This is a genomic window from Spirochaetota bacterium, from assembly GCA_038043445.1.
Lineage (GTDB): Bacteria > Spirochaetota > Brachyspiria > Brachyspirales > JACRPF01 > JBBTBY01.
In genome coordinates this window covers 1-25,018 of the sequence record JBBTBY010000102.1, presented here as the reverse complement: position 1 = coordinate 25,018, position 25,018 = coordinate 1, and the positions used below count along the sequence as shown (strand labels likewise).

The window sequence follows — 25,018 nt, the reverse complement described above, 5'->3', positions numbered from 1 at the left end:
GTCGTTTCATTTTCCTGCGTGCGTATGTAAATCGACGTCCGCGTGGATGCGTTCAGTATAATACAGGCGGGGGGATATTGGAATACTGCTTCCTCAGCCGTGTTCACGAGCCGTATGCGCCGTCCCATGTCCACGCTTCCGACGAATACTTCTCCGCGAACGCGGCTGCCGCTCCCGGAAGCGACGTGAGCATCTCCTCCCTCACGAACACCGCATCGCATGCTTCCGCGAATGAGCGCTTGAGCAAGGCCGCCATATCCTCGAACGATATACGCACATTATGGTCGGCGAGCGCACGCGTATTCCCGCCGAGATGCTCCCCTCCCCCGCTCATAAGCTCATTGTAACGCGCGGGGGAAAGCGTGAACGGGATGGAGCCGTGCTGAAAAACGAACCCGCGTTTCCATCGCTGGGCATTGCCGCCTATCTTGTATCCGTTGACGACAATATCGTATTCCTCACGCGCGGCGAAACAGACGGGGTTGCGTTCACCGAATTTCCCTTCATGCGGGAGCTCGCGGGCGAACGCCGCCGCAAGTCCGAGTTCACGATAGGCGTGAATGATAAAGCCGCACAGGAAACGATAGCATTCCTTGACCGATCCACCCGCGATGTCGGAACGTGCGCAGATGCTGTAGGTTATCTCGTCATCATGGAATATCGCGCCGCCGCCGGTCATCCTTCTGACAACGGGAATGCCGGCCTTCTCACATGCGGCACGGTCGACGGAAGCGGAAGCCTGGCTTCGGCCGAGCGAAAGCGATGCCGGTCTCCAGCCGTAGATGCGGAGCACCGCTTCGGTGTCGCCGCGCATGAGCTCATCGAACAGATATTCGTCGATGGCCATATTGGTGACGGCATCACAGTGCCCGGAGTAGATGTATCGGAACGGCGTCGGCATTGTGCAAGTATATCATGCATCGGTCCGATGGACAAACGCCTGAGCCTGTCGCGAAAATGCCGCGGGCAAATGCCTGTTTTCTGCCCTGCTCGTATTCCGCGATCCTTTCCCATGCAGGAAAAACATTGACATTCACCCGCGTTTACCTATAATCCGCACATGCCAAAACGACAAGCCGATCCATTCTACTGGGGCGCCGCATCCGCCGCGCATCAGGTCGAAGGGAATAATCGCCGTAATCAGTGGTGGGCGTTCGAGAACGGCGTCGGTACTGCGAGCGGCGAACGATCGGGCATAAGCTCTGATCATTATCGTCGCTTCGCGGACGATTTCCGCACGCTCAAAAAACTCGGCCATAACGCACACCGCATATCGTTCGAATGGAGCCGCTTTTTTCCGGACGGCCCCACGTCAGTGGATAAAGGCGCCGTACGCCATTATCGCCGCGTCATCGATACGCTCAAGCGCCTTCATCTCGAGCCCTTCGTCACGATATTCCATTTTACGATACCAGAGTGGTTCGCCCAACAGGGCGGCTTTGCCGATGCAAGGAACCTCGTCTATTTCGATGACTTCGCCGCGCTCCTCGCCCGGGAATTTAGCGACGTCCGTTACTGGTGCACCATCAATGAACCGATGGTCTATGCGCTGCAATCATACATCACCCGCGATTTCCCGCCCGCGCAGACCGATGTGTTCTCCTGCCTCCGTGTGATACGCAATCTCCTATTCGCCCACGCGCGATGCTACCGAATACTGAAAGCGGAGAACCCATCATGCATGGTCGGCCCCGTGCAGCATTGTACCTGCATGGAACCCGTGCATCGCCATAATCCGCTCGATGTCGCCGCAGCAAAGGGCATCGACTGGTTCTTCAACTATATGTATCTCGATGCCCTCTCCACCGGCATGCTGCCGCCGCCCCTCGCGCTCTTTTCCCGCGACACATCGATACCCGGGACCGCCGACTTCATCGGCATCAATTACTACACACGCCTGTATATCGGCGCGTTCTCGATAACCGGGCGCTTCGCAAAAAGACCTGACGAACAACGGACGCTCATGGGATGGACGGAATATCCTGAAGGCATATCGCATTTCATCACGTCAATTACCGAACGATACAAGCTTCCTGTCATCATCGCCGAGAACGGCATCGCCACCGACGATGACGCCTGGCGGTCCGCCTTCATCGAGCGACATGTATCGCGGGTGATGGAAGCACGCACGAACGGGGCTGACGTACGCGCCTATTTCCACTGGTCGAATCTTGATAATTTCGAATGGCAGCGCGGGTTCAGCCCGCATTTCGGATTGATCTCGGTTGCAAAGGACGGGAAGCGGCATATAAAGAAAAGCGCCTTCGCGTACCGTGATCTCATGACAAGGCTTCTCAAGAAATCGTTCAGACCTTCCAGTCGTGCTTGATATCGATACGCAGAAGGACGACTATCCACATGACCGCGTTCGCGATGAGCCATATCGGCGAGTAGATGAAATAGAAGAGAAGATACTCGAGCGGATTGAAACGGAAATTGAGCACGCGTGCGAATGCGCCGGTCAGCACACCGGAGAACAATATCGCCCCCGCAGTAGGTATGATGCCTTCGACGAAGATAAGATCGATATGCGTGAGCCACAGGAATAACCCGGCGATGACATGGTACTGCTGCACCGTCATGAAGATGATCGGGAGTATCGCGGTGATACGCAGCTGCTTCAGCGTGAGGAACATGACAAGATAGGCTATGAACGGCAGGAAGAGCAGCATCGCCGAAAGGAAGAACGACGGCGACTTGAACATATGCAGGACAACGATGAAGAAGTTCTCTTTCAGCCAGAGTATATTATTGAGCGCCCAGCGCTTGCGCTGTGTGAGCCAGTCGCCGATCGTATCCGGCACCTCGTTCTTCACTTTGAGCCGCGGGGGATAGGAAAAACGGGCGCCGTCCCGGAACGCACGAGCCGCAAAATCCATGTCCTCATGGAAGACCTGTCTGAAACCGCGGAGTTTCCTGAAAAGCGCCGTCCGTACAGCGAAGGCAGCCCCGTTCATCGAGGGACTGCGGCCTGATAGACCGGCCATGACGAATTCCGTCATCGCTATCGAGAGGAATTCATACCCCATCATGCGAGAGATGAGCGATTTTGTTATCGCCTCTTTGGGAAGCTCGACGATATCCTGCGAACACATGATGTCGGACAGCTCCTCGAGTAGTGTCCCGCCCGCGGGCAGGACGATGTCATTGTCGAGGAACAGGAGCACATCCGAGCTCACCTCAAGTGCGACATTATTGAGCGCCGTCGACTTCCCCAATCGCTCATGATTATATCGGACTTTTATCCTTTTCCCGAACGGAGCGAGCGCCTTTTTTATCTCCTTCGTCGCTTCCCCGTCGACAACGACCACGATCTCCTTCTCCGCGTGACGATCGGACAGAAGGGTGCGCACAATGCTCTGTACGCGTTTTGGCTTTTGATATACGGGTATGAGCGCAGTTATCTTCATGTGGCGGCCCAGTATATACTAGCATGCCAATAGCCGCAATCGAACCCGCCGCGCTGGCACTGTCTTGGCGCCGACCGGACACCCTATTACGGCGCACCGCCACTTGACTTTCGGCGATCTTGTGCGTATATTTCTGATACAATATTAATGGATTAGTCCAATATTATTGGAATATGGGAGTTTCCATGATACAGGTGCTCTGCCGGGCGTTCGACATGCTCTCGCTTATCGGCAAACATGACGGCATGCGTCTCACCGACCTCGCCGCTTCCGTCGACATCGGGAGGACCACCGCCGGCAACATACTGTCCACGCTCAAGCGCCTGGGCTATCTCGCACAGAACGACAAGAGCGAATACCTCCTTTCCGACAATTTCTACGCCCTTGCTGCGACGAAAGCGAACCGCGACAGGGACGCGCGCATAGCCGAAGAGAACGTACGCATGCTCGCCGAACGCGTGAATGAATCCGTCGTCCTCGCCTCGCTCGTGAACGGAGAGCGCTGCACCTTAGCCGAAGCACGGGCCGACCGCGCGCTTACGGTGAACACCGATGTCTACCGCGACGGGAATCTCCTCTCCACGGTCACCGGGCGCATACTCCTCGCGTATATGAATGCTAAGGAACGCGCGGGGCAGAAAAAGTACCGTATCGATGCGGCACTCGAAGCCGAACTGACCGCTATCCGCGAGAAAGGCATCGGGATCTTATCGAAGTCCGATATTGCCGCTGTCGGCGTTCCGATACTCACCCGCGACGGTGTATGGGCAGCGATCGGCGTGTATCTCCCCGCGATACGCTTTACGGGAAAACACCGCATTGAGATCATCGACAGCCTCAGATCGATAGCGAAACGTGTCGAGACGCAATTGAACATGGCATCATTGCCGGGGCCGAAATCCGCGGCGTAACGATACACAAAGAAGGAAAAGGAGCAAACCATGAGCATCACATCTGATTTCAAGGAGTACGCGAAAAGCGTCAACTGCGATCTTATCGGCATCGCACCCATCGAACGTTTCGCGGGGCTCCCGGCGGACCGCAACCCGGCATCGATATTCCCCGAAGTGAAGTCGGTCATCGTCGTCGGCAAGCGCATTCCGCGCGGGGCGCTGCGCGGCGTTGAAGAAGGGACACAGTTCAACACCTACAGCTCGTACGGCTATTCATGGCTTGAAGACCGCTTCCTCTCGATAACGACGGTGAAACTCGCTGAATTTCTCGAGAACAACAAATGGGAAGCGATACCGATGATCAATCTCCCCGTCGAGATGGGTCCCATGGGCGTTCCGGTGCGGCCGGGCAACGTCGCCCCGAACGTGCTCGTCGATTTTGACGATGCTGCCGTGCGTGCGGGGCTCGGGGAGATAGGCTATCTCGGCGCGTTCATCACACCGGAGTACGGCACGCGTCAGCGTTTCTATCTCATACTGACCGACGCCGTTCTCGATGCAACACCGTTCTCGACCGCGACGACCGGTGAATGCTCGAAGGAATTCGCGAAATACTGTCCCCTTGGCGCGATCAATACCGAGAAAGAAACGGTCATCGATGTCAACGGCAAGAAAATGAAGGTCGCATCCATTGATCACGGGAAATGCGCGCAGTGCAAGAACGGCGCTGTCGGCAATCGCCGTCACCCGAAAGGAAAGCCCGACCGGCTCGCCGCGGTATGCATGCGGAGTTTCATGGTGCATCTGGAAAAACAGGGAAAGCTCACGAACAAATTCGTCAATCCATTCCGCACACGCCCGGCATGGGTGGTACACGGTGAGCGCGAGATAATCGGCGAGGGGCATGATATAGAGTAGACACTCACCCCTCCCCGACCCTCCCCTCTCTCACAGGGAAGTGAGAGAGGGGAGGGAGAGTGAAAAAACAGGAGAATGAATCATGAAAACACTTACCAAACAAATGATAAAAGAATTCGCGATATCCCACGGGCTTGACCTGTTCGGCGTCGCCAACATCGAGCGCTTCAAGGATGCGCCGAAGGATATGAGTCCGGCATCGATATTCCCCGAAGCAAAGTCGGTCATCGTCGTGGGAAAACGCATACTCCGCGGCAATTGGCGCGGTATTGAAGAAGGGACATACTGGCCGACGTATACGTATTTCGGCTATCACGGACAGCTTAACACGACGTTCATCCATACGCCGATGTTCGAAACGGCATGCTTCATCGAGGATTTCGGATACGAAGCGGTGCCGGTGTATCCCGGTGTGACGGCGGATGATTTTAAACCGCTCGGCGAGCCGCTCCGAAAAGACGGCGTCGTTCCGGATGTGAACGTGAACATACGTATCGCGGGTGTAGCTGCCGGCATCGGCGAGATCGGCTGGTCGAAGATATTCATGACGAATGAATTCGGCCCGCGCGTTCGTCTCGCCTGCATCATCACCGACATGGAGCTTGAACCCGATCCGCTCGTAGAGCCGAATTCAATCTGCGACAAGTGCATGCAGTGCGTAAAAGGATGCAGCGCCTGCGCCATACCGCACATGAAAGAACAGAAGACGGTGAAGATCAAGATCGAGGACAAGACCTACGAATGGGGTGATGTGCATATGGGCCGCTGCACCATGAGCTATCACGGCGGCGATTCGATGAACTCGCCGTTCATTCACCGCGACATGCCCGGCTGGAACGTGGATGTGACAAAGTCGGATTTCAGCGAGGACACCGCGTACAAATTCGCCTGGACGCTTTCGCAGCAGCCGTGGCGCAAGTCGGAAGAACATCCGTCGGGATGGATAATCGAAGGCCATCACTATCTCCTCCAATGGGGCGAGGCGGGAAGTTTCGGCGTGGAAGGCTCACGCGGATGCATGCGGAGTTGTTTCAATCACCTCGAGAAAAAGGGAACGATACAGCAGACGTTCAATAATGGGGAGTTCATCAAGCGTGAGCGATGGCTCTTGCCGGCGGAAGTACCGGCACGGAAAAAATAGATCTTCATGAGCGTCATACGTCCGTCGGCTTGATAAATAATGTACCGCGGCGTATAGTAGCTTCGTATCGCGAGAGAACGCCTTACGGAGCCGCTGCATGAACGCACATCGGATCTTCACCGTGTTTTGCATCCCCGTACTGTTCCTATCATCCTTCTGGTCTCTCGCCGCATTGGAAACCCGTGTGCTCTACCGGGAAGATTTCGAAAAGACCGCGATAGGTGCAATACCCGCCGCGGTTAAGGATAATAGCAGCTGGGCGGGAACGAGCTGTCCGCTGCGCGTTGTCGATTCAGGCGACACACGTATCGGCAAGAACCTCGAAGCCGAGGTGAGCGGATTCGCACAGATAATGCTCGGCATGATATCGTCGGTGGAAAAAGGCAAGATCTATCGCGTGAGCGTTTCGATCGCGAGCAAGGGAACGCAGCGCATCGAGGTCACGCTGCGGCAGGACATATCCCCCTACCGCGAATACTGCCGCGACCTTTTCACCGCGTCGGAGTCGATGCAGTCATTCTCGTTCATGAGCGCATCCGGCGAGGACGGCAGGCGGGTGTGCATCCTGCTCAAGATGAACGGCGTCACAACGCTTTTAATAGACAATGTCACCGTGGAAGAAGTGATCGGCGAGCTTCCGCCGCCTGCCCCGCCGGCGAAAGGGAATCATATACCGAACGGGGGTATGGAGCTCGCTATGGACGGATGGTTCATCCGCGGCGATGCGTACGTCATCGATACCGCGAACGCGTTCGAAGGGAAACGTGCGATGCTCATGTCCAATGGCGCGCTCGTGACATCCACGTGGATGCGCTTCTCATCCGAAGGGGAATATTGTGTGCGCGCGCGCGTACGAAGCGAGGCCCCCGCCGTGCTCACCATCGGCATGGGCAATTATATATTCCCGCGGCCGGGGTCGAGCGGGACCAATGTGCAATTCGATGTACTGCCGAACAATGGTTGGAGGACGGTCGAACTCCGCTGGCGGCCCTCGGTACCGGTGGGAAAGATCGTTGCGACGGCGGACTATTACTTCAGCATGCGCGCGGGGAGCAATTCGTCGGTCATGGTCGATGCTGTTGAGGTGAAGACGGTCGGGTCAATGGATACATTCGAACCGCGTGCAAAAGAGGAACTCGCCGTATTCACCGATATGCCGCATGGTGTTGCAACCGTTGGGGAAACGGTCAGCGTTACGGTGCGGTCGACAGCGCCGACGTCGGCACGTCTGACGATACTCGACGAAGATGATAAGGAGTACAGATCGATACCGCTTTCGTTCACCAGATCGGATGCCGTCGTGCGCCTTGCCGATATGCCGTGCGGATACTGGCGGCTTGTTACTGTCAGCGATAGAAAAGAAGCTTTTGAAGGAGAAACATTCCTGTCCGTGGTCCCCCCGATGCCGCCGGTATCGCATTCTCAATGGGTTGCCGGAACGCATGTGCCGGAATCGATGCCGCTTGTGCGCACCGCCTGCGCAAAACTCGGTCTCGTATGGGACCGCATGCATGACACTTCAAAGATATCGAAACGGTTCACTGTGGAGACAGCCCCCGGGTCGTATACCTTCGACGATACTACGCTTGCCGCGATGCGCAGAGACGGTTTTTCCCTGCTCGGTTCACTTGAGGACAAGGTCCCGAAGGATGTTTCCGCTGAGTGGCTTGCGGGCTGGGAAAAATACGCACGCGAGACCGCATCGCACTGGAAGGGCGCTATCGATGCGTGGGAAATATGGAATGAGCCGAACCTGAAAAAGATCACCCCCGCGCAGTATTGCGATATTCTATCAGCGGCAAATCGCGGCGTGAAGGCGGGGAACCCCGATGCGTTCGTCGTGGGGCTTGGCGGCGTTGCCCCGCTTTACAGTCCGTGGCTTTTCAGCGCGATATCCAACGGCGCGGGTGCTCATTGCGATGCGATTAGCTTTCACGGCTACGGCGTAACGACGTGGAGCACGACGACCGGTCCGTCGAAACTCATCGCTTCAGCGGCGCTGATACGGTCGGCTCTCTCTAATGCCGGCACACCGCAGCTGGAATTATGGGACACCGAGGCCGGTATCGCCGTCGATTCCAGTTTCAGGAAATTCATCATGCCGCCGGGAGGTGAATCGGATGCGAAGAGCGGTGCATACATGCTGGCGAAATCACTCGCCGCGGTAAAGGCCGCAGGTCTATCGCGGATATTCTACTACAGCGCCGTCGGCACGACGCATGCGGGCGACGGGGGACTTCGTATCCTTACCGATTTCAACAATACTATGAAAATAACCGCTGTCCCGCTTGCTGTTGCAGTATCGCTGCTCGAGGGGCGTGATTTCATATCGGACCGATCCGATGGAACGTCCGGCATCGTACATCTTGTGTTCAAAGGGCGCAGCAGTTCGGTTGATATGTACTGGGCGCCGAACCACCGCGCACGGATAACTCCTCCCTCGGGCACGAGACGTATCGTGTCGGTATGGGGCCGGACGATGAGGCCAACGGCTGCGATCGACATCGATGCAGCCCCGGTATACTGTATCGGTGATTGACTTGGATGCGATACCGGGCAAGCACCTGCAAACACGACGAATTCGCTGAAAAATAATTGATACAACAGCCCTTGACAAACGCCCCCATTCTGACTACAGTATAGTGTGACCGGTCACATATTTCAGGCGGTTCCATGAATATCCGAGATATCGCAAAAAAAGCCCATGTAAGCTATATGACGGTAAGCCGCGTCATCAACGGTTCGCCCCGCGTCAATGCGGGTACACGTACTCGCATCGAGAAGATCATACGGAGTACCGGCTATGTACCCGATCATGCCGCCGGCATGGTTCGAAGGAAGACGCGTACTGCGGTCGGACTCATCCTCCCCCGCATGGAGTACTCGTTCTTTGATGCGTTCATCAACCGGTTTTCGGAAGCATGTGCGCGCGAAGGGTATGATCCCGAGATATACCTGTCGCGCAATGACCCCGAGGAGGAACGGCGATGCGTGCATGCACTCGCATCCCGACGCGCGCGGGGCATCGTCCTTGCTGCGGCGACCGCCGACCTCGATATACTTGCCCTCGCGGAACGATACATCGATTCGATCATACTGCTCGGGGCCACCGAGAAGAAAGTAACGCACAATTACGTCGGTGTTCCCGAACGCGGTATAGCGCGGACCGCGGTCCATGCCCTTGCGTCACAGGGGCATACGAATGTCCTTCTTGTCACATCGCAGATGCGCACGCATACCGTTGTCGGACGTACGACGGAACGCGTCACGCTCCTTACGGAGGAAGCGTCACGCGTCGGGCTTCGCATCGCGTCGACGATCGCTCTTGACAATGACGATTACGATGAGCTCATCGATACGGACAGTATCCGAGCCGCGGTACAGAACGGCATTACCGCAGCGCTCTGCGAGAACGACTTCGCCGCAATGAAGATATATCGTGCCGTGCATGACGCACACCTTGCCATCCCCGATGATCTGTCGGTCATCGGCATCGACGACATCTTCTCGTCGCGCTATATGACGCCGCCGCTTACGACCATCGCCATACGCTACGAGACCACCGTCGATACGATAATCTCGTACCTGCGGTCCCCTTCGGGAAAACCGAAGCAGATATCCTTCCCCGCAGCATTCTGCGAACGATCGTCCATAAAAAATATCCTGCGCGTATCATAACGGAGATAATATGAACCACATGAATCGACTCGCCGCCCTCTTCATCCTGAGCGCATTGCCGATCATGCCGCAGACGCTCGAGCTGCTGCCGATGTTCACGGCGCTGCCGCCGGAAAAACCCGCTTGCGAAGTGTGGATCGAGGGCGAAGACTTCACATCTCAGGAAGGCGGCTCCATCGCCGCCGATGCGAACTGCTACGGCGGGAAACGCTGGGAGCTTTTCCGTACTGAAGGCGGCGCAAGCGTATCATACACGTTCACGGTGACCGGCGGGAATTATCTCATCGCTGTCGCCGGACAGGAGACCGGTGTTTCCTACACATCTCCCGTCACCGCTTCGCTCAACGGGCGATCAAAAATACTTGGCACGTGCCCGAATGGACAGGGGTGGGATGCGTCGAAGGCCACGCGCTGGAATTTCATTTCACTCACTGATCTTGCCGCCGGAGAACATACGCTCACATTCCGCGTGAGCGAGAAACGGGCGATGGATACGCGCTTCGCGTACCGCATCGATGCCATTGCGCTCGTGAAGGACCCGTTCGCGAACATCGTCATCGCGCCGAAGATAGAGACCGGAAGGCCCGCGAATGTGTTCACCACGGCGACACCGATCGTGTTCCGTAACGTATCGCCGGGCAAAGCGCGTATGTTCGCCTATCGCGTGACCGATTTTTTCGGCACCGAGAAAGCCCATGGTACATGGAAAGCGGATGCCGACCTTCCGCTCCCCGATCTCGCGCTCGGATACTATCGTCTCCTTCTGAGCGACGAGAAGGGTGCGCTCCCGTTCATACCCTTCGCGCGTGTCGTCGACCCGGCATCACGAATCGCCGACCCGGAAAGCCCGTACTGCATCGATACGGCACAGAGCTGGTGCTCACGCCCGTCGAATCATCCGCTCTTCCCGAGGAATTCCTACGAAATAACATCCGACCTCGTGCGGCTGTCCGGTGTATCCATGGTGCGCGACCGATACAGTTTCAATCAGCTCAATCCATCGCCGGATGAGTACCGCTGGGATAATGCCTATCTCACGAATGCGCGCATGCTCTCTGAACGCGGCGTACCGGTCGTAAGCGTTTTTCATGATGCCCCGAAATGGACGAAAGGCCCGCTCACGAGCCTCCCGCATGACCTTTTCGCCCTGTACCGATTTGCTAAGGCATCTGCGCACGAGTACGGTTCAATGATAAAAGCATGGGAGTTCTGGAACGAAGCTGATATCAATTTCTGCTTCGACGGCGCATGGGAATTCGCCGCGGCGCAGAAGGCGGCCTATCTCGGGTTCAAGGCGGGAGATCCGAATACGACGGTGCTCATCGGGTCTTCGGCGGAGGTGCCGCTGCCGCGCTATTATCACACGATATTCGAGAACGGCGTCGCGGACCATTTCGACGTGTTCAATTATCATATTTACCGGAGGGTGCATGAATTCGAGCCGCTTGTCGCGAGCGTGACCAATGTGCTTGCGAAGTACGGCTGTTCCGACAAGCCGATGTGGATAACGGAGAACGGGCTTAAGCACGAATGGCCGGGAAAAGAAGATCCGATCGTACCGAACAATCCGAACCGCGAGCACGATGCGGAGCAGGAACGCATGCAGGCTGAGCTTCTGGCGAAGGCCATGGTCCTCATGCAGTCACTCGGCGTCGAACGCGATTTCTTCTTCGTATTCCCGCCGTACAATGAGACGGGCGGCGGCAAGGTGTGGGGGATACTCCGTTTCGATTTCACGGTGAAGCCTGCATTCGCGGCGCTCGCGAACCTTACCGCTGTCCTTTCGCGCACGCGTTATCTCGGGCGCTATGCCGCGGGCGAGGGCATCGATGCGTTCCTGTATTCCCGTGCGGACGGGTCGCAGACACTGGTATATTGGACCTCGAATGATTCGCGATCGTTCTCCATCCCCGCGCAGTCAAAAAAACCGGAATGTATCGACATCATGGGCGGCCGTTCGGCATGCGGGACCACGCTTACCGCAGGGAGATATCCGATCTATTGCACCGGTGTTTCGGGACTTACCGCAGTACCGTATAATAAACCCGATATGCCGCAGCGCACAAAGACGGATAAGGATATCGTCCTTCGATTCCTTCCCGGCAGCACGTTCGCGTTACAGAGCAAAACGATGATGCGCATCGCGGACGGCGGCGGTAATGCCGAGGTCGAGATATTCAATTTCAGCGGCTCGCCGAAGACCGTGATGCTGACCAATCTCGGAACGGGCTATGCGGTATCGGGCATCTCCGGATCGCATCAGATAGCGCCGATGAGCGCGAAAAAAGTGCCGTTCACCGTGCGCGTGAACACCGTCGATCCGTTCTCGATAAGCATCGGCGGCGTATCGGGCCCGCGTCCGGTGGCACCGTTCTCAGTGCCGATATTCATCGATATAAAAAATAGCGCCGCACTTTCCGGACGAACGCTTCCGCTGAACGATGTCGCACGCTGGCGGAAGAACGCAGCCGGCGATATGAACATCGAATATGATGCGGGCGAACAGGCGATGCGCTTTTCGGTGAAGTTCATACCGAACACGGATTGGTGGGTGTATCCGGAATTCCCGCTCGATCTGTCAAAAGAGGGCTTTGAGAATGCTGTCGGCGTGAGCTTTGAGGTACGGGCGGAATCGGTAAGTCCGAAGGGCTTCACGACAACGCTTTTCATGGCAGTGACCGAGAACATCCAGGAAAAAGGGAAAAGCATATACTTCCCGTTCCCCTCCATGACGACGAACTGGCAGACGGTAACCATTCATTTCAAAGCGGAAAGCCCCGGCGATTTCGACCCCTCGCAGGTGAAGCTCATCCGTATCGGGTGCAATCCGAAACAGGAGAATTTCAGCTACCGCGTACGCAATCTGATGGTATACTATAAAAAATGACGTATTGTGCTGCCGCTTCGTACGGATGATGACCGCATAGTACAGCAAGTACGTTCCATGGAGAAGCATATGTATCGATCGATCGCCATGCTGATCGCTATCACCATCTCACTTTCGTCCGCCGAACGCGAAGTGCTCGTAAGCGTGATGTGCTGGAACACGCCGCTTGGCTCCCTCAACGGCGCGCGCCAATGGCAGGTCAATGGGTACAATTACGAACGCCAGAGATCGGGCGAGAGCGCGGCGAATTATCCGCTTCCTCCTGATGTAAACTTCCCGCGGACGCTTGTTGTCGGCACGGATGAATATTATGCGCTTCAGTACAAGGCCGCGCTCATCGATCTTGCCCGCATGAAAGGAGCATCGTTCGACACCGCGCTCTTCGATATGCTCCCGATGCCCATCTATGATCCTTCACAGCCGATCTCATCGACCAACGCGCCGCTCACTCATTTCCGGACATTCCTTGAATGGCTTCGTGCCGCTGAAGTTACCGGGATGAAAGCGGGGATATTCGCCGATGTGCAGAACAAGTCCGGCGATCATCCGCAGGGCTATAAGCTCAACACCGCCGAATGGACGCGTGATCTTATCGGTGCCGTCGATGCGGTCAAGGATGCGAAAGCGCTCTGGCGTATCGGCGAAAAACCGGCCGTTATTCATTTCGGCACGTCGATCAAAGCGGGAAATTCGCCGCCCGTTCGCGGCGCACCCGAACCCGACGGCGGCTGGCGTTCGGTGCTGAAGTCTGTGCGCGATGCGGGCCGCGAATTCTACTTCATCGCCGATATACGGCCGCTCGATGCCGATATTCAGGCGTGGAATTCCATCGCCGATGCGGTCTATTCGTTCGCGCCGGCGGGACCGAAGAACTATTTCGCCGACATCCATCCCTATCTCATGGAAAAGATATTCACCGTTCCGTTCATGTGGGTCGTGAGTCCGGGGTATTACAACCCGGGACTTCGCGCATACACGGAGCCGGATTTTGAGCGCATACATCGCACGTATACCGCAGCGATGAAAGCGAACGCATCGAAGATACAGGTGCTTACGTGGAACGATTTCGGCGAGGACACCGACATTGCTCCGTCAGCAAACAAGGGCGACTGCCTGCTCACCGTTTTCGGATATTACAATCGATGGTTCAAGTCCGGTATTCAGCCGAAGGCCGATACCGATACTATCATCATCGCTTATCCTGTTGCGATACCGGCGAATGTGCAGTCGAAGCCGCCGGCATGGGGCGATGCGAAACGCAATCAGGAGAAATATGCCGTCGACAAGGCTGTGACCGCTCTGTCACCGGCGTGGGGTGATTGGATCGCGCCTGCATATTCGCCGAAGATATTTTACTGGGCGAACATAAGAACATCACAGACGCTTTCGGTCAACGGAACATCGATCACGCTCCCGCAAGGTCTATCGATGGGCGAGCTCGGCACACTTGCGCCGGGGCCTGTCGCAGCGGTGATCGGGGAAAAAACCGTCGACCTTCCGCCCGTCATCCAAGTTTCCGATGAGCGCGAATCGGGACTGCGCTTCCGCTATGTGAACCTTTCCGAACCGCTCCCGCCGCATGTGCTGGGCGCATTAAAGATACGCCCGATACCGTCCGCGATCAGCGAGAACTTCGAGTCGTTCCCGTCGACGGCGGCATGGATAGCGAACAACCGCGGGGGATTCAGACTTTCCGGCGAGGATGAATTCCTTATCGCTGAGAATCCGGTCAAGGATGAGGTCGATCCGAGCGAACGCTGCCTGAGGATATACTCCCCGCAGAACACGCCCCGCGGACTTCTTACGATACGATTCGCAACGATGCCGGAAGGAAAATTCAGCTTTAAAGTATATTCACCGCGCCCGAACAAGATCGGTCCGCCGTACGGAAATGCGACATGGTATTTCAAGAACAGCGCGGGACTTTTTTCCGGCGATATCTATGAATATCTTTCCAAGTGCACGGCCGGCACCGGCGAAAAAGAACCGTTCGGCGGCTACACGGCGAGCGATCTCGGAAAGCTCGACAATGCCTGGCATACGGTAAGCGGGGGCTGGTCGTCGAACGGGCGCGTGAACATGGCATACGACGGCGTCGAACGTGTGGTGCATGCGCCGCTGCAGAACGCGCTCGATATCGGGGTGAAGTACTTCTCCCTCGCAAGCGCCGATGTCCTGGACGGTAAGCGCAGTTCAGACGTCTATATCGATGACATCATGATTTCAATGGCTGAAAAATAAGCAGGACTGCTAATGAGGAGCACACAATGATACTGAGCATTCGACGCCTTCTCATCATGCTGCTGTGCGCGTTCTCGGTGTTCGCCGACATCTCGCTTGCGCCGCGATCCATTGCGTCGCTGTGGATATCGCCGAACACGAAGGCAGTGATCGAATTCACCGTGTCCAACAGTTCAGGTGCGGCCATTCCCTGTGAGATCATCGATTATTCCGGCGCCGTCATTGCGCGCATGGATATGACGGTCGTGAACGACACTGCTCGAGCGGAACTCGCGCTCCCGAACGGCTACTATGAGATACATGTTCCTTCTTCCGCACAGAGCTTCGGCATCGTTTCGCTCCCATCGTTCTCCGGCACACCGGACCCGTTCTTCGGCATCGATGCCGGACTTTCCTGGCTCACGCAGAAAAGACTTTCCCGCGATGATGCCATGGCGATCATCAAACGCATCGGTGTGGTCCATGTTCGCGAGCGGCTCGGTCTCGGCGCCATCATGCCGAAACCGGATGTGTTCACGCCGGAAAGCTATGAAATAGTACGCTCGCGGTATGCCGAGCATTCGATCAAGGTGCTCGAGATGTTCCACAGCCTGCCGACGTGGATGGAAGGCAAAGGCGACCGCGATCTTCCCGGCAATGTGCTCTTCGCCGCCGATGCTATGCAGAAGCTCGGCAAACGCTGGGAGAATTACGATGCCATGCTCGAGGTATGGAATGAGGTCGACGCCGCGAGCTACAGCGGCAATAAACCCGTTGACCAGTATGTATCGCTCCTTAAGGCAGTGCAGTACCGCTATAAAAACGCGGGGCTTTCTGCGCGTATCGGGACCTGCGGTTTCACGCCCGAAGCGCTCAAGGCCGATGAAAAGCGCTCGACAACGCTCAATAACTATGTAAGCGCCGCCGACATCGCGGGTAGCGACCGTGCATTCCTCAACCTTGCAGCCGAGAACGGCATACTCGATGCCGTCGATTTCATCTCGATACACTATCACAATCAGGTCAACGCCGATATGACGACGCTCGGGTACATCGACATCATTCAGGCGTATCGATCGTGGGCGGAGAAATACGGCCATCCGGCCATGCCCATCGTGAACACCGAGACCGGCGTGAGTTTCCCGATACCGAAAGGCACCGTACGTCCAGAGCAGTCGGTGGATGATGTCGCTGCTGCCGGCCACGTGTTCAAAACGGTTGAATCCATGGCATGCGGTATAAAACGCTACTACGCCTTCTATCTGCAGAACTATTTCGAGGATGTGCGCTGCTGGGGCCTTCTCGACGCGAACGGTTCGCCCTTCCGCACCTTCGCCTGCTACGCATACGCGATACAGGCGCTTGCGAACGCCGAATATGCCGGGGAACTTGCGCTTGACGGCGTGAAATGGACGCGCGTGTTCACCCGGGGAAGAGAGGCGATCATCGTGCTGTACTCCCCCGAACCGGCCGTGCTGAAGAATGTTCCATTCGCAGTGAAACGTATTGCAGCTATCGACGGGAGCGATGTGCCCGTGACCGGTACCGTTTCGCTCGGGAAGATCACCTATCTCTTCGCGGACGCTTCCGCTGTAGGGAAATATCTCAACAGGAGCGGGCAAGCGTACCGCCTCTATCAGATGAGCCGCGGTGAGAAAAAAACGTCAAAGCTTTCACCGATAGTGCTGCAGCGGAGGCTGATCAACGGCCGCGAGATATTCTCAACGCCGAAGAACTATGAAGTGCCGGAGAGCGAACTTTCGGATATGTTCTTCGAAGTGCGCGTGTACAATCTATCCGATACTGCGCAGTCGCTCAGACTGAAGGCGTATGTGAAGTCGCCGGATGAGGTCATCGCAGAAGAGTCCGTCAGCGTGCCGGCCTCGTCGTACAAGGATGTACCCTTGCACCTGAATGTGAAGCCGCATCTGACCGGCACCGATCCGCGCATCCTGTATGTCTCGGCAGCGAACGCCTCGCTCCCGGCGGCAAGTCCGCTCGCAGTGAAGATACGCCGCGAAAGCTCGATAGATGATCTCCTCAAAATGTATCCGAAGACCGAAAAACTCCCGATATCCGATGAAAGCCGCTGGTCAAGCAAGCAGCGGTATTTCAACTGGAACGGCGGCGCGGGGTTCGATCTGCGTGCCGGCGCGGAGGGCGTGCGCTTCTCCGTCGATTTCAAGAAGGACGGCCATAAATGGATATTCCCGTTCTTCGTGATGAAGGACAGAAGTTTCAGCGGCATACGGGGCATCGTCATACGCGGGCGAACGTCATCGTCCGCGGTCATGATGCTCAATTTCCTTTCCGACTACGGGAAGACCATCGGACACAAAGAGCCGCTCTATCCATCGGACAATAAATGGCACAGCGTGTACATCGATCTTGAGGATGTGAAGAACATCGACAGCGTACGGCTCATGGAAGTGGGCGGGCTCAGTCAGTCGGTGACGAATACGTTCGAGATAAGCGATATGTATTTTGTGATGAGGTAGCGCGCGGGAAACGCACCCCTATCCCCCGCCCCCTTTCCCCTCTGAGAAGGGAAAGGGGAGTGTTTTTCCAAAGCGAAAAAAAACACCCCGCCGCTTCGTGCGTGAAAAATCGAGTAGGGAGAGAAGACCGAGGTTTATTTGGGAAATCGAATTCTCCAAGGAGGAAATTGAATTTCCTATCTGGGAAACCGTGTTTCCCATCAAGGAAATGCCATTTCCCTGCACGGGGATTGAATTCCCTTGGCGGGAAGAACAGTTTCCTTGATGGGAAATACAGTTTCCCGGCAGGGAAATCTCACTTCCCATCTGGGGGCCACGGTTCCCGAGCCGTTGCCCCGAGCCTGTCGAGGTGGAAGTCGAGGGGTGACGCCTTGTTCTCTATTTTCGCGGCAGTCTCATTTCGTTATTATCCCAAACCCAGATCATGTTCTTAATTTCTATTGCCATTTTATAGATTTTTTTGCCCCGGCGGAAATGAGTATTTTCGACAATTCTATATCGCCGTTTTCTTCCGAATACTCCAGTATTGTTCCGCGCTTCCATTTATAAGCAGTTGCATTTACATTTGCTCCATTGTTAACGAGCATCTTTAAAAGATCATAATTCTTATACTGTATAGCAAATACTAGCACATGTTCTCCGTCAGAAGTGTGCCTAATATCTGTTCTCGCATTATATTTCATTAACAGTTTTGCAAAATCATTCTGCCCATTGCACCAATACATATCTGTTAATATTGCCCAATACAATGGATAATCTCCAAATAAACCATCTCGATTATTTGGATCTGCTCCATACTTCAATAGGGTTCGAACAATTTCGAGGTCAGTTTCTTTAGTGCTTTTTTTGGAATGCGAAATGGCAAAGCTGAGTGCTGTTTCACCTTCTGGATCGAGTCTTTTCATGTTCGGATTTGCTCCATGCTGAAGCAGGTATTCCAAAATTACTAAATTTTTTGTTGATATTGCGCAATATATTGACGTTTCTTTCCGTGGAGGTTCATCATATTTGCTTGTCTCATTGTTTCTTAGATTAACATTCGCTTTGCATTCAATAAGAGTTTTTACTAAATCATATTCTTCATCTCTGGTCGCTTTCCATAATGCGCTATAAGCGTTTCTGTCATAGACGTTTACATTAACCCCATTATCAATATAATACTTTACCATAGAAGTATCGCCTTGCGAAACAGCACGGTGAAAAGCATCTTCCATTATGCGTTTTTTTGAGCTATTACAGGAATATGATACAAGCACAAGGGAAATTAAAAATATTGTTCGTAACTTGCTGTTCAACTTCGGGTATCCAGAGAAACAGGACCTTTGTTTTTCACCGAGACTTCATCCATATCGCCAAGTATAACCACCAGCCGATTTCCTGTCAAATCCAACCGCGTCCCGCCTCGCGCTGCGGTCAGGGAACGATCAGGCCCGAACGCTGCCGAATTGGTTCTGTAGTAACCAATGAGAATTTACATCAAAATTATCTCGGTTTTTATTTCCAACAACATTTTTTTTGCACGTAGCGAGCGGCGCGGCCCGGCGCCAGCCGCCCTACTTCTTGAACGCGAACACCGTCCCGTACACCGCCGTATAGAGCACGCCGTTCGCCGCTACCGGTGCGCCGCACATCTCCATGCGAAGATATGTCGATGAGAGCACCTTAAGCGTTTTCCCGTGGGCAAGGATATAGAACTGCCCCTTGCCGTTCCCGAAATATACCTTGCCGTCCGCCACCAGCGCCGATTGATAGATGCCGTAACCGGAATCGAACGTCCAGTACACAGTACCGTTCGCCGCATCGAGACAGTGGATGATGCCGGCCAGATCGGTCGTATACAGAAGCCCGTCGGCGACCGCCGCGTTCGCCACCGAAAGCGCGATGTTCGTATACGCCCATACCGCTCCGCTCGTGGTAATATCTCCCGTCTTCGTCGCATCGATGCAGACGAGAAGCCCCTGTCGGCTCCTGTGCGTCCAATCCTCCCCGAGCGCGGTGTATACGCGGTTCCCCACGCACACCGGTGTGGCGATGATGTCGCTCGGCTTATGGTTCGTACCGCGGGCCAGGTTCAGATTATATTTCCACACTGTACGCAGTGAGCCCGTCCTTTGTTCCTTGTTCGTAATGACGGGGTTCTTCTCGAAGGCGTAGCATATGCCATTGCCGCCGCCGAAGAGAACGAGCTCTTTACCGCCCGCCTTTGCGAACGAGGGTGAACACCAGGTGCCGTGCTTCGTATTCGTGGCCATACGCTCCTCATCCCCGGCTATGAACGCACCGGTGCGCTTGTCGAGCACGATGAGCGCGGGCGCGTTCGTCATGGGCGGTTTGTCCTTGTGGCGCCGTGTCGTCCCCACACCGGTATTCGCGAAAAGGAGATCACCGATGATGAGCGGGGCCGAGGAATACCCGTCATGCGGCATGACGCCGAACGCCTTGTACACATCGAAACGCCAGACGATATCCCCGTCGGTATTATCGAGCTTGACGCGGTTGGACGGCGAATAGAACGATGCTTCATTGGTGAATGGACCTTCGTTGCCGTTCGAGAGCCCGTTGATGTCCGCGCAGATGATCTCCGCGTTGTAGCCGGCGAAATAGACGCGCCCATTCTCCACCGTCGGCGGGGAACACATGCCGAGCGGATATTCCGAAAGAAATCCTCCCGATCCGTAACGCGGTATGCTTATCTGCCAAACGAACTGTCCGGTCATCGCATCAAGGCAGGTGAGCACACCGCGGTCACCGGCATATTTCGCCGTGGTCGGTTTGTAACGCGATGTGCCGATGAAGAGCCTGCCGTCGGCCACCGTAGGATTGCCGAACGTATAATAACCCACGGGCGCCGCCCAGAGGAAATTCGTCGACAGCCGTTTGATGATGCCGTTCGATCCGAAATGTACGGATATCGCATCGGGCAGATTCTTTTCCGGTGATATCATGTTCCGATCATGCGTCCGGCCCCATTGCGGATAATCCTCCGCGAACGCGGCGGCGGCGACAAGTACGCAGACGAACAATGCTTTCATGATATCTCCTTTCATATCGCCTTCCCCTCGAGTACGCGGAGCGCGGTATCGACATTGCCCATCGGCGCCGACACCTGATAGCCGCTCACGCGCCCGTCTATCTCATCGATCATCTCCCGCGCAATGGCAATACCTTCATCACGGCTTTCTTCTTTGGTATTACACTTCGCAAGCCGCTCCATGACCTTATCCGGTATGACCACGCCGGGCACTTCATTGCGCATGAACTCAGCGTTCTTGTAGCTCGCAAGCGGCCACATCCCCGCGATGACGGGAATGCGCTTCGTATACTTATCCACCGTGTCGAGGAATTTGAGAAGTGACGGGGCATCGAACACCGGCTGCGTGATGGCATACTCGGCACCGGCGTCTATTTTCTTGAAGTAGCGCTCGATCTCGCGGTCCATATCGACGGCGCAGGGGTTGGCACCGACACCGATGAATATGCCCGTCGGCGGGTCGATCGGATTCCCGCCGAAATCATGCCCGTGGTTTAGATTATTGATAAGCTGTGTAAGTCCCACCGCATCGACATCGAAAACGCCGCTTATGTCCGGTCCGTCGCCGCTCTTGGGCGGATCGCCGGTGATGACGAGATAATTCGTGAGCCCCGCGGCAAAACCGCCGAGAATGTCGGACTGCATGCCGAGGAGATTCCGATCGCGGCAGGAATAATGCGGTATCGGCTCTATCCCGATGGTGTTCTTTATCAGGATGGACGCTATCATCGGGGATACGCGCGATGATGCACGCGGCCCGTCGGGGATGTTGATCGCATCGATGCCGGAATAATGGCATTGGCGCACCTTATCGAACATCGCGTTCATGTTCGCCGACTTGGGCGGGAGTATCTCTATGCTCGTGACCTTTTCGCCGCGCACAAGCTTCGCCGCAAAGCGCGATTTCTTCTCCGGGGGTGTTACGGCGACGGCGCGCTTCGCCTCCGCGGACACCGTCACTATCGATGCGTGTTTCTTCACGCCGCTTAAATTTTTTATCGCCTTCGCCATCTCGCGTATATGCGCGGGCGTGGTACCGCAGCAGCCACCGACGCCGCGTACGCCTATCTCGATGAACTTTTTTGCGTATTCGGTGAAATATTCGGGGCTCGCCATATAGAGCATGCGCCCGCCCACTTCGCGCGGGAAACCGGCATTGGGTTTCACGACGAACGGCTTTTCCGTAAGATCGACGAGCGATTCCGCGAGATCGAACACTGCGGCAGGACCGACGGAGCAGTTAAGGCCGATCGTATCGATGTCGGGGTTCTCCGAAAGTGCGCGCACAACGGCGGCTGCCGAGACACCGAGCGGGGTCATACCCTCTTCGGTCACGGTGAACGATGCATGCACCGGGACGTTCAGAGCGCGTGCCGCATGCGCTGCGATCTCGATCTCCTTGAGGTCGGCGAACGTTTCGAGAAAAATAAGATCGACCTTCGCCTCTGCGAGCACGGACGCCTGCTCCTCGAACGCTGCACGCACCTCCGCGACGAGCGACTCCTGCATGCCGCGGCTCTGCTTCGAGCACGGGCCAATGTCGCCGGCAACGAGCACATCGCCCGAGGCGCGGGCAAGCTCGACGGCTTTTTTATTTATCTCCGCAGTGCGTTCGGCAAGACCGAATTCACGGAGCTTCATGCGGTTCGCCCCGAACGTGTTCGTCAGTATCACATCGGCGCCCGCGGCGGCATATTCCCGGTGCACATCAAGAATGAGTTCCGAACGCGTAACAACGAGCTCCTCATAACTCGCATTGATGAAAACGCCCTTGTGATAGAGCATGGTACCCATTGCCCCGTCGAATATGAGCGGGCGTTCCCGAATGCGGTCAAGATATCGAGACATGTTCTCTCCAGAGGCGAATAAAATCGCCGGACTATAGTATAATAATGACGGATAAATTCAATACCAGCCGGCAGAATATTGACATTTTACACCCACCCCTGTACTATGCGGATACGCACAAAGGAGAGCATGCATGGCGCGTTTCAAGAAGCAGAGGACGCTCACTGTTATGGAAGAGACCGGTTTTGTACCGGTGTTCTATCATGCCGATTTCGCCGTTGTAAAGAACATCGTCGCCGCCTGCCATGCCGGCGGGGCTTGCGCCATCGAGTTCACCAATCGAGGCGATTTTGCCGCCGATCTTTTCGGCGATCTTGAGCGATATGTCCGCGCCGAACTCCCTGACATCATTCTCGGCGTGGGCTCCATCGTCGATCCCTACATCGCCGCGATGTATATTTCCCGCGGTGTGAACTTCGTCGTCGGTCCCATGTTCAACCGCGAGGTCGCGAAGATCTGCAATCGTCATGCAATACCGTATATGCCCGGCTGCGGGAGCGCCACCGAGATACAGGAAGCGCAGGAAGCAGGCTGCGATATCGTCAAGGTGTTCCCCGGCGACAGCGTGGGCGGACCGAATTTCGTGAAATCGGTGAAGGGGCCGATGCCCTGGACGCAGATAATGCCCACGGGCGGCGTATCGCCGACACGCGAATCGCTTGCGGCATGGTTCGGCGCAGGCATCACCTGTGCGGGCATCGGTTCGAACCTCATCACGAAAGAGATCGTCGCATCGGGTGACTGGAAAGCGCTCACCGATGCGGTCGTGCGCACCCGTACGATAATTGCCGAGGTGCGCCGTACCGAGCATGTCGAGGCACGCACAGCCAAATAGCAATCGCGGGCAAGGATGATCATGACCGTTTTCATCGGCATAGTGCTCTCATACGTGTTCATGCTCGTCACCGGGCTCCTCTTCCTCATAACCTACGCCAAGAACCGCGCCATGAAGCAGTATTTCCACTTCGGCGTGCTCGTGATCTGCATGGGCCTGTGCTCGTTCGCCGTCAGTCATCTCTTTGTTCTCCGCGTGATGCCGTGGGTAGCCCTCTTCTATCGTCTCATGCTCACCGCTTCGTTCTTCATCATGCCCGTCATTCTCATGATAACCGCCGAGCTCATGACGCTCAACATGCGTTCACGCCGCTTTGCGCATATTTCCTCGCTCGTCGCGCTCGGTCTCGCCTGTATATTTTCCATAGCGCTCTGGGGCACCGACCGATTCGTCGTCATCACCCTGGGGCGGTCACATATCGATGTCCGTCCCGGAATTTTCTATGGGGTCTACATTGCCGCTTCGATAGCGACGACAGCGGCATCGGCAGCGGCGCTCTTCATGCACGGCATTCGCTACCGCACCGCGGTGAATCGTCCGTTCGGCCCCGCCTTCCTGCTCCTGTTCACCGTTGCGGTGCTCGCGCACCTTCTGCACTACGCCATCCCGCCGCTCCGGACCGCGCTTGCACCGGCCCTGGTCCATACCGCTTCCTGGAACGAAGTGAATGTCACGAGGGTCATCGGCTATATCATCATGACGGCGGCATTTCTGGGGCTCTTCTTCAAGCGCACAAGGCGCATCTTCCATGAGGTGCAGGAGAACCGCACATCGATAGAGAACCTCCTCAACAAGACGCGCGAGAACACCCGCAACATGATACACACGCTCTCCAAAGCGCTCTCGCAGCGCGATCCGGTGACCGCGGCGCATTGCGAACGCGTGGCCGATTACGCGGCGATACTCGCGCGAGAGCTCGGCTACCCGAAAGCGGGCATCGATCTCGTATACACCGGCGCGCTCATGCACGATATCGGGAAGATCGGCATATCCGACGCCGTGCTCCACAAAAAGGCCAAGCTCACGCGGGAGGAATTCGACCTCATACGGCGGCACCCGCTCATCGGTACGGAGATCGTCGCGCACCTTGACGATTTCGTCCCTATCATCGATATCATACAGAGCCATCACGAACGCATCGATGCCAACGGATACCCGGAAGGCCTCGCCGCGGACGCGATACCGGAGATGGCGCGCATCGTTTCCGTCTGCGACACCTTCGACGCATTGACCACCGAAACGTACCGGGAATCCCTCACCTACGCCGAAGCGCTTCGCGTGCTCATGCACTGCCGGGGCACGCAGCTCGACGTGCATATAACCGATGTCTTCGTCCGCGCCATCGCCGAAGTGCACCGCATCGACATACACGGGGCAGGAGAAACGAATGTTTAATGCGAACAGCAACAAGATCTTCGTGCTCGATACGAACGTGGTGCTCTATGACTGCCGTGCGATGTACTCCTTCGAGGAGCATAACGTCGTCATCCCGATAACGGTGCTCGAGGAGATCGATAATTTCAAGCGCGGCAATGAGATCATCAATTTCAATGCGCGCGAATTCGTGCGCGAGATGGACGCCCTCTCGAGCGAAAAGATCTTCGCCGACGGGGTACGGCTCAAGAGCGGCGGCATCATCATGATCGATACCGTTACGCG

The 25,018-nt window shown here is 56.0% G+C and carries 17 protein-coding genes; 12 read left to right on the top strand and 5 right to left on the bottom strand.

Features of this window, described 5'->3' with window-relative positions; all coding sequences use genetic code 11:
* Positions 1–103: 103 nt before the first annotated feature.
* Positions 104–901: a lipoate--protein ligase family protein gene (locus tag AABZ39_14705; GenBank protein MEK6796029.1), complete on the bottom strand. Its 798-nt coding sequence runs from the start codon at positions 899–901 to the stop codon at positions 104–106.
* Positions 902–1,060: 159 nt separating this feature from the next.
* Between AABZ39_14705 and AABZ39_14700 the strand changes: the two genes are divergently transcribed.
* A complete protein-coding gene (locus AABZ39_14700) occupies positions 1,061–2,329 on the top strand; it encodes a glycoside hydrolase family 1 protein (protein MEK6796028.1) in 1,269 nt (422 codons plus the stop codon).
* On the opposite strand, the gene AABZ39_14695 is transcribed toward AABZ39_14700, so the two are convergent.
* Positions 2,307–3,410, bottom strand: coding sequence for a glycosyltransferase family 2 protein (locus AABZ39_14695; GenBank protein ID MEK6796027.1), 1,104 nt, complete (start codon positions 3,408–3,410; stop codon positions 2,307–2,309). The two genes, AABZ39_14700 and AABZ39_14695, sit on opposite strands and share 23 nt — an antisense overlap.
* A 185-nt stretch (positions 3,411–3,595) precedes the next feature.
* Here AABZ39_14695 and AABZ39_14690 point away from each other — a divergent pair, with 185 nt between their 5' ends.
* From AABZ39_14690 to AABZ39_14655, 8 genes are all read left to right on the top strand, one after another.
* Positions 3,596–4,321, top strand: coding sequence for a helix-turn-helix domain-containing protein (locus AABZ39_14690; GenBank protein ID MEK6796026.1), 726 nt, complete (start codon positions 3,596–3,598; stop codon positions 4,319–4,321).
* A 30-nt stretch (positions 4,322–4,351) separates the two neighbouring features.
* Positions 4,352–5,221, top strand: coding sequence for a hypothetical protein (locus AABZ39_14685; GenBank protein ID MEK6796025.1), 870 nt, complete (start codon positions 4,352–4,354; stop codon positions 5,219–5,221).
* Between the two features lie 82 nt (positions 5,222–5,303).
* On the top strand, positions 5,304–6,362 hold the full coding sequence (locus tag AABZ39_14680; GenBank protein ID MEK6796024.1) for a hypothetical protein: 1,059 nt from the start codon (positions 5,304–5,306) through the stop codon (positions 6,360–6,362).
* A gap of 97 nt (positions 6,363–6,459) precedes the next feature.
* The gene (locus AABZ39_14675) at positions 6,460–8,901 is read left to right on the top strand and encodes a hypothetical protein (GenBank protein MEK6796023.1); all 2,442 of its coding nucleotides are present in this window, start codon (positions 6,460–6,462) and stop codon (positions 8,899–8,901) included.
* Between the two features lie 134 nt (positions 8,902–9,035).
* Complete coding sequence (locus AABZ39_14670; GenBank protein ID MEK6796022.1) at positions 9,036–10,040, top strand: LacI family DNA-binding transcriptional regulator; 1,005 nt, start codon at positions 9,036–9,038, stop codon at positions 10,038–10,040.
* 10 nt (positions 10,041–10,050) lie between these two features.
* Entirely contained in the window at positions 10,051–12,927 is a 2,877-nt protein-coding gene (locus AABZ39_14665; GenBank protein ID MEK6796021.1) for a glycosyl hydrolase, read from the top strand.
* Positions 12,928–12,996: 69 nt separating this feature from the next.
* Complete coding sequence (locus tag AABZ39_14660) at positions 12,997–15,168, top strand: hypothetical protein (protein ID MEK6796020.1); 2,172 nt, start codon at positions 12,997–12,999, stop codon at positions 15,166–15,168.
* Between the two features lie 26 nt (positions 15,169–15,194).
* A complete protein-coding gene (locus AABZ39_14655) occupies positions 15,195–17,645 on the top strand; it encodes a hypothetical protein (GenBank protein ID MEK6796019.1) in 2,451 nt (816 codons plus the stop codon).
* A gap of 437 nt (positions 17,646–18,082) precedes the next feature.
* Here AABZ39_14655 and AABZ39_14650 read toward each other — a convergent pair whose 3' ends face one another.
* The 3 genes from AABZ39_14650 to AABZ39_14640 all read right to left on the bottom strand — a co-directional run bounded on the left by AABZ39_14650 (position 18,083) and on the right by AABZ39_14640 (position 22,524).
* Positions 18,083–18,859: an ankyrin repeat domain-containing protein gene (locus AABZ39_14650; GenBank protein ID MEK6796018.1), complete on the bottom strand. Its 777-nt coding sequence runs from the start codon at positions 18,857–18,859 to the stop codon at positions 18,083–18,085.
* Positions 18,860–19,198: 339 nt separating this feature from the next.
* A complete protein-coding gene (locus tag AABZ39_14645) occupies positions 19,199–20,677 on the bottom strand; it encodes a PQQ-binding-like beta-propeller repeat protein (protein MEK6796017.1) in 1,479 nt (492 codons plus the stop codon).
* Between the two features lie 11 nt (positions 20,678–20,688).
* Positions 20,689–22,524: a bifunctional homocysteine S-methyltransferase/methylenetetrahydrofolate reductase gene (locus AABZ39_14640; protein ID MEK6796016.1), complete on the bottom strand. Its 1,836-nt coding sequence runs from the start codon at positions 22,522–22,524 to the stop codon at positions 20,689–20,691.
* 133 nt (positions 22,525–22,657) lie between these two features.
* On the opposite strand from AABZ39_14640, the gene AABZ39_14635 reads away from it, so the two are divergent.
* From AABZ39_14635 to AABZ39_14625, 3 genes are all read left to right on the top strand, one after another.
* Positions 22,658–23,359: a bifunctional 4-hydroxy-2-oxoglutarate aldolase/2-dehydro-3-deoxy-phosphogluconate aldolase gene (locus tag AABZ39_14635; protein MEK6796015.1), complete on the top strand. Its 702-nt coding sequence runs from the start codon at positions 22,658–22,660 to the stop codon at positions 23,357–23,359.
* 21 nt (positions 23,360–23,380) lie between these two features.
* The gene (locus AABZ39_14630; GenBank protein MEK6796014.1) at positions 23,381–24,754 is read left to right on the top strand and encodes an HD domain-containing phosphohydrolase; all 1,374 of its coding nucleotides are present in this window, start codon (positions 23,381–23,383) and stop codon (positions 24,752–24,754) included.
* Positions 24,747–25,018 (top strand): PIN domain-containing protein (locus AABZ39_14625; protein MEK6796013.1); only part of this gene is annotated, 272 nt, incomplete at its 3' end. The genes AABZ39_14630 and AABZ39_14625, both read left to right, overlap by 8 nt.

Bases quoted from the DNA above. Each gene is read 5' to 3' on its own strand.
- AABZ39_14705 (MEK6796029.1), bottom strand. From the start codon at position 901: ATGCCGACGCCGTTCCGATACATCTACTCCGGGCACTGTGATGCCGTC.
- AABZ39_14700 (MEK6796028.1), top strand. From the start codon at position 1,061: ATGCCAAAACGACAAGCCGATCCATTCTACTGGGGCGCCGCATCCGCC.
- AABZ39_14695 (MEK6796027.1), bottom strand. From the start codon at position 3,410: ATGAAGATAACTGCGCTCATACCCGTATATCAAAAGCCAAAACGCGTA.
- AABZ39_14690 (MEK6796026.1), top strand. From the start codon at position 3,596: ATGATACAGGTGCTCTGCCGGGCGTTCGACATGCTCTCGCTTATCGGC.
- AABZ39_14685 (MEK6796025.1), top strand. From the start codon at position 4,352: ATGAGCATCACATCTGATTTCAAGGAGTACGCGAAAAGCGTCAACTGC.
- AABZ39_14680 (MEK6796024.1), top strand. From the start codon at position 5,304: ATGAAAACACTTACCAAACAAATGATAAAAGAATTCGCGATATCCCAC.
- AABZ39_14675 (MEK6796023.1), top strand. From the start codon at position 6,460: ATGAACGCACATCGGATCTTCACCGTGTTTTGCATCCCCGTACTGTTC.
- AABZ39_14670 (MEK6796022.1), top strand. From the start codon at position 9,036: ATGAATATCCGAGATATCGCAAAAAAAGCCCATGTAAGCTATATGACG.
- AABZ39_14665 (MEK6796021.1), top strand. From the start codon at position 10,051: ATGAACCACATGAATCGACTCGCCGCCCTCTTCATCCTGAGCGCATTG.
- AABZ39_14660 (MEK6796020.1), top strand. From the start codon at position 12,997: ATGTATCGATCGATCGCCATGCTGATCGCTATCACCATCTCACTTTCG.
- AABZ39_14655 (MEK6796019.1), top strand. From the start codon at position 15,195: ATGATACTGAGCATTCGACGCCTTCTCATCATGCTGCTGTGCGCGTTC.
- AABZ39_14650 (MEK6796018.1), bottom strand. From the start codon at position 18,859: ATGGAAGATGCTTTTCACCGTGCTGTTTCGCAAGGCGATACTTCTATG.
- AABZ39_14645 (MEK6796017.1), bottom strand. From the start codon at position 20,677: ATGAAAGCATTGTTCGTCTGCGTACTTGTCGCCGCCGCCGCGTTCGCG.
- AABZ39_14640 (MEK6796016.1), bottom strand. From the start codon at position 22,524: ATGTCTCGATATCTTGACCGCATTCGGGAACGCCCGCTCATATTCGAC.
- AABZ39_14635 (MEK6796015.1), top strand. From the start codon at position 22,658: ATGGCGCGTTTCAAGAAGCAGAGGACGCTCACTGTTATGGAAGAGACC.
- AABZ39_14630 (MEK6796014.1), top strand. From the start codon at position 23,381: ATGACCGTTTTCATCGGCATAGTGCTCTCATACGTGTTCATGCTCGTC.